1 protein-coding gene is annotated in these 1,099 nt (G+C 45.0%); it reads right to left on the bottom strand.

The features are described from left to right. Positions 1–1,099, bottom strand: a 1,099-nt coding sequence (locus DG435_RS09120; RefSeq protein ID WP_159098256.1) for an HYR domain-containing protein, incomplete at both ends; no start/stop codon positions are given.

Genomic DNA, 1,099 nt, shown 5'->3' with positions numbered 1-1,099 from the left:
ATCGTTAGTTACACTAGCCACTGCACAATTATCTGATGTAGTTGGTGTACCTAAAGCAACACCACTCGCGGTACATAAACCGGCATCAACATTTACATTTACGGTTGCCGGACAACTGATCGTTGGATCAATGTTATCCGTCACTGTTACGGTTTGTGTACAGGTAGCTGTATTTCCTGAACTATCCGTTACTGTCCAGGTTACCGTCGTATCTCCTAATGGGAAAACTCCCGGTGCATCATTGGTTGTACTGGCTACTGCACAATTATCTCCTGTAGTCGGAGTACCTAAAGTAACACCACTCGCAGTACATAGACCAGCATCAACATTGACATTTACGGTTGCTGGACAACTGATCGTTGGATCGATGTTATCCGTCACGGTTACCATTTGAGTACAGGTAGCTGTATTTCCAGAACTGTCCGTTACTGTCCAGGTGATTGTCGTATCTCCTAATGGGAAAACTCCGGGTGCATCGTTTGTTACACTGGCTACAGCACAATTATCTCCTGTAGTTGGCGTACCTAAAGTAACACCACTCGCAGTACATAGACCGGCATCAACATTGACATTTACTGTGGCTGGACAACTGATTGTTGGATCTATATTATCGGTTACGGTTACCGTTTGTGTACAGGTAGCTGTGTTTCCAGAACTATCCGTTACTGTCCAGGTTACTGTTGTATCTCCTAATGGGAAAACTCCCGGTGCATCATTGGTTGTACTGGCTACAGCACAATTATCTGAAGTTGTCGGTGTACCTAAAGCAACACTACTCGCAGTACATAGACCGGCATCAACATTTACGTTTACGGTTGCTGGACAACTGATCGTTGGATCAATGTTATCGGTTACGGTTACGGTTTGTGTACAGGTAGCTGTATTCCCAGAACTGTCCGTTACTGTCCAGGTGACTGTCGTATCTCCTATCGGGAAAACTCCTGGTGCATCATTGGTTGTACTGGCTACAGCACAATTATCTCCTGTAGTAGGAGTACCTAAAGCAACACTACTCGCAGTACATAGACCGGCATCAACATTTACGTTTACGGTTGCTGGACAACTGATCGTTGGATCAATGTTATCGGTTACGGTTACG

Origin of the sequence: Aquimarina sp. Aq78 (assembly GCF_900299525.1) — a bacterium.
GTDB lineage: Bacteria > Bacteroidota > Bacteroidia > Flavobacteriales > Flavobacteriaceae > Aquimarina.
Note: the sequence above shows the minus strand (reverse complement) of the source record. Positions and strands in the feature narration are given on the sequence as shown.